At 52.6% G+C, this 4,607-nt stretch carries 4 protein-coding genes; 3 read left to right on the top strand and 1 reads right to left on the bottom strand.

The window, feature by feature from the left end; genetic code table 11:
* Positions 1-685: 685 nt before the first annotated feature.
* Positions 686-2,077, bottom strand: coding sequence for an MFS transporter (locus ACX9GU_RS21945; protein ID WP_202671586.1), 1,392 nt, complete (start codon positions 2,075-2,077; stop codon positions 686-688).
* Between the two features lie 203 nt (positions 2,078-2,280).
* Here ACX9GU_RS21945 and pncC point away from each other — a divergent pair, with 203 nt between their 5' ends.
* The 3 genes from pncC to recX all read left to right on the top strand — a co-directional run bounded on the left by pncC (position 2,281) and on the right by recX (position 4,538).
* Positions 2,281-2,769, top strand: a complete 489-nt coding sequence (gene pncC / locus ACX9GU_RS21940) for a nicotinamide-nucleotide amidase (RefSeq protein WP_059199884.1) — start codon at positions 2,281-2,283, stop codon at positions 2,767-2,769.
* 112 nt (positions 2,770-2,881) lie between these two features.
* Entirely contained in the window at positions 2,882-3,946 is a 1,065-nt protein-coding gene (recA, locus tag ACX9GU_RS21935) for a recombinase RecA (RefSeq protein WP_024485175.1), read from the top strand.
* Positions 3,947-4,004: 58 nt separating this feature from the next.
* Positions 4,005-4,538 (top strand): recombination regulator RecX, encoded by a 534-nt coding sequence (gene recX / locus ACX9GU_RS21930; RefSeq protein ID WP_473192901.1) that lies wholly within the window; start codon positions 4,005-4,007, stop codon positions 4,536-4,538.
* Positions 4,539-4,607: the final 69 nt, after the last annotated feature.

The raw sequence follows: 4,607 nt of genomic DNA, 5'->3' as shown, positions 1-4,607 counted from the left end.
GTGGTTAACCTCTGAACGCCTAAGTTAATTTGCATAGCGCGCCAAAGCCGGTTGTGTGGCTTTTGTAGGCGCGCTGGAATGCCCGATGGGTGTACCCTCGAGCTAAATTTAACCTGGTGTTTAGATGACTAATTAGTACAAAGGTAACACTAAACTCATCCCTGAAAGGGTTTTAAGATTAATCTTCCTAACTTATCTGTGAGGTAAGGTATAAGCGAGCTTTGATAAAAATGCCATACGTAGTAATGATTATTGTGTGAATTTGCTATTGATAAACATTCTTATTTGTCAAGATGGGTAAGTACCCATGGATAATTGATGGTTTCTTAATTCAGCGGGGTATTTTAATTTTAAATTAGATAATTTGTATTTGATTCACCATTTAAATTAGCCGTTATTATGATATTACTTGATTGTAATCAATCGCTTATGTTTTTTATTCTAAAGGTTTTACTTATTTTATAAGTGGTGCTACCGGGTAGGGTAAATAAGATAATTACATTACAAAACTAACGGTTGTTACAGATTTTAATGGCATATCTTTGCAGGCTAATAAAGAGATGTTTTTTGAAAGTGTGAGGCTAATACTTTTTATTTATTAGTTATGCTACTGATTTCTCTATGCGTCATAAGAAAATCTTCATATTGTGAGGTGGGGAGGCATGGCGGACCATGCCTGGCCAATTTATAGCATGGTGTAGGCTTTTTTCAGCCCGGTGTCGTCTTCAGGGTCTGCACCTTGAGGCTGGGCTGGCTCTTCTTCCGGCAGCGGTTCCGCCAATGGAGCTTCTGCTAGCGGATCGGGAGCGGCCTCCGGCGCTGGCATCGTATCTTGAATGGTCTGCTCATCGAACGTCGGGTTTAATGCCGGGGAAAGCGGGGAGCTGGAGAGGCTGTCTGGCATGGCGATATGGGGCACTGGCGCATCCTGTACAAACTGCGACTCATCCTGTTTGACCGTTCTGCTGCAGGCCATAATCAACAGGCCACACAGCGCGAAAAACACGTACAGGATATTCCCACCCAAAGGCTGGATCAGCGCACCGACGGCCAGCGGCCCGATGCTGGCCCCCACGCCAAATGCCATGAGCAAACAGGCTGCCAGGGAGACGCGGCGCTCTGGCTCAATCATGTCGTTGGCCAGCGCCACCGCCAGCGGATACAGGGTGAACTGCAACATGCTGACCATGAAGCCGACGATCAGTAACACCGGGAAATCGATATGGGGCAATAGGGCCAGCGGTAAGGCGGCAATCACCAGCAGCAGTGCGTTAACCCGCATCAGCAGCGTGCGGTTGTAACGGTCTGACAGCCAGCTCAGCGGAAACTGCGCCACCAGCCCGGCAAAGATAGCAATGGCCATAAACAGACCGGTTTGCTGAGTGGTTAATGCCTGCTGGCTGGCATATACCGGTGCCAGCCCGTAGAAAGAGCCTACCACCATGCCGATCACCAGCGTGGTGGCCAACACTTTAGGGATAGCGTGCACAAAATAGCGCAGCTCCATCGGGGCGGGCGACATATGCCGGGCATTGGTGCGGGTTGTCAGGGCGATCGGCACCAGGCAGAGGGAAAAACACAGCGCGATGAGCAGCAGCGTGCTGATGCCAAGGTTGGCTTGCAGCATCAATACGATCTGCCCCAGCGACATACCAAGGTAGGAGGCCGCCATATAAAAGCCGAATACCATGCCGCGCTGATTGGATTCGGACTGATCGTTCAGCCAGCTCTCCAGCACCATGTACTGGCACATCATACACAGGCCGATAATCAGCCGCAGCACCACCCAAACCGGGATGTATTCCGTCAGGCCGTGGCCCAGCACCGCGGCGGTAATGATCCCGGCGCAGGAGACATAGGCGCGGATATGCCCTACGCGGGCAATCAGAAAGTGGCCGACCTTGCCGCCGATCACCAGGCCGATATAGTTGGCGGCGATAATGGCCCCGATCAGGGCGCCACTGACGTTGATGGAGGTTAACCGCAGGGAAATGTAGGTGGTCAGTAACCCTGAACCCAGCAGCATCAGCAGGGTGGTGGTATACAGCGGAAAGAATACACCTAACGTTTTTTTCACTCGGCCTTCCTGTTTTGGTCGAAGATTGAGGCAAACGGGTTTGCCGCAACAAGCTGGACGTATCCCCGATACTAGCAGTTAGTACAACGGCTTAAAACCGCAGCACTGCGAAGCGCATGGCATTTCGGCCGGTAAAATGCCGTAGAGGCTTGATAAATGCTACCATCAGGCGCATATACCTTGATTGATTCAAAGGAGAGTCCATGAGTGAGAAGCGGTTGCGTGAGCTCAGTATTGCCGTCGGACAAAGGCTAAAGGCCAATGGGCGTTGGATCAGCTGCGCAGAGTCCTGTACGGGCGGCGGTATTGCCAAGGCAATTACCGATATCGCCGGCAGCTCGGCCTATTTCGATCGCGGCTTTGTCACTTATAGCAACGCGGCAAAGCACGAACTGTTAGGGGTGGCGGAAGCAACCTTGCAGGCTCATGGCGCGGTCAGTGAGGAAGTGGTGCGCGAGATGGCGCAGGGCGCGATGCACGCGGCCAAAGCCGATCTGGCGTTGTCGGTCAGCGGTATTGCTGGCCCAGACGGTGGCAGTGTGGAAAAACCGGTGGGTACCGTCTGGTTTGGTTTTGCCGAACGTTCCGGCCGGGTGCTGGCGCGCAAAATGCAATTTACCGGCGATCGCGATGCGGTGCGCCTGCAGGCAACCCTTTTTGCGCTGCAAACGGCGCTTGATGAATTTTTGTAAAATTAGGCTTGATACTGTATGACCATACAGTATAATTAGCGACAATTTCCTGCACAACATACATTCAGCGGCAATGTGAGTCACACTGACATTGCGCAACGAAGGAGCAAAAATGGCTATTGATGAGAACAAGCAAAAGGCGTTAGCTGCAGCACTGGGCCAGATTGAGAAACAGTTCGGCAAAGGCTCCATCATGCGTCTGGGTGAAGACCGCTCCATGGACGTAGAAACGATCTCCACCGGCTCGCTGTCACTCGATATCGCACTGGGCGCAGGCGGCTTGCCAATGGGCCGTATCGTCGAGATTTATGGCCCGGAATCCTCCGGTAAAACCACCCTGACTCTGCAAGTTATTGCCGCCGCGCAGCGCGAAGGTAAAACCTGTGCGTTTATCGATGCCGAGCATGCGCTGGATCCTATCTACGCCAAGAAACTGGGCGTGGATATCGACAACCTGCTGTGTTCTCAGCCGGATACCGGTGAGCAGGCGCTGGAAATCTGTGATGCGCTGACCCGTTCCGGCGCGGTTGACGTCATCATCGTCGACTCCGTAGCGGCGCTGACGCCGAAAGCGGAAATCGAAGGCGAAATTGGTGACTCACATATGGGGCTGGCGGCACGTATGATGAGCCAGGCCATGCGTAAATTGGCCGGTAACCTGAAGAACGCCAACACCTTGCTGATCTTCATCAACCAGATCCGTATGAAAATTGGCGTGATGTTCGGTAACCCGGAAACCACCACCGGGGGGAACGCCCTGAAGTTCTACGCTTCTGTCCGTCTGGATATCCGCCGTATCGGTGCGATCAAAGAAGGTGATGAAGTGATCGGCAGCGAAACCCGCGTAAAAGTGGTGAAGAACAAAATCGCTGCGCCGTTCAAACAGGCAGAGTTCCAGATCCTGTATGGCGAAGGGATCAACAGCCGTGGCGAACTGGTCGATCTGGGTGTGAAACACAAGATGATCGAGAAGGCCGGTGCCTGGTACAGCTACAACGGTGAGAAGATCGGTCAGGGTAAGTCCAATGCCTGTAACTTCCTGAAAGAAAACCCGGCCATTGCTGCGGAACTGGATAAAAAACTGCGTGACCTGTTGCTGCACAGCAATGGTGAAGCGGCTGCTGCCAGTGCCGAGAAGGCCGATGACAACGAAGCAGAAACCAGCGAAGAGTTTTAATCTTTGCCGGTGGGTATACGCCCCTTAGGGCGTATACCGATCACCAAGGCTTGCAGATATGAATGATGTAGGTTCCCCATCTGCTGGTAATCAGCAAAATACGTTGATTAGCCGTGCGATGCGGCTATTGTCCCAACGCGATCATAGTGAAGCCGAACTGCGCCGCAAACTTGCGGCGCCGCCATTTATGGCGAACGCCAGATTCGCTAGCAAATCCCCTGCAGCCCCCCCCGAAGAACCCGTCGATCCCGCCATCATTGAACAGGTGATTAGCTATTGCTACCAGCATAACTGGCTGGACGATCGGCGTTTCGCCAATAGCTTTATCGCCAGCCGCAGCCGCAAGGGATATGGCGCGCAACGCATTCGCTCAGAACTGATGCAAAAGGGTGTGGATAAAGAGATGGTGCAGGACGCCCTGGCAGAATGCGAAATCGACTGGTGTGAGCAAGCCAGGGAGATCGCGCTGCGCAAATTTGGCGATCCGTTACCGGTAGAATGGAAAGAAAAAGCCAAGGTGTTGCGCTATCTGCTCTATCGCGGCTTCTTCCAGGAAGAAATTCAGTCGATTTACCGTGATTTTGCGCAATGAATGCACACGGCGTTTTACTTCCCCCCGAAGAAAATTTATCTTATCCCCACATTTAGTTCGTGAGCCAGA

This window comes from Serratia sp. K1WW1, from assembly GCF_055790865.1.
The sequence above is the reverse complement of the archived record's forward strand: the minus strand, read 5'-3'. Positions and strand labels throughout refer to the sequence as shown.

Excerpts from the sequence above, each read along its gene's own strand:
- pncC (WP_059199884.1), top strand. The coding sequence starts at position 2,281 with ATGAGTGAGAAGCGGTTGCGTGAGCTCAGTATTGCCGTCGGACAAAGG.
- recA (WP_024485175.1), top strand. The coding sequence starts at position 2,882 with ATGGCTATTGATGAGAACAAGCAAAAGGCGTTAGCTGCAGCACTGGGC.
- recX (WP_473192901.1), top strand. The coding sequence starts at position 4,005 with ATGAATGATGTAGGTTCCCCATCTGCTGGTAATCAGCAAAATACGTTG.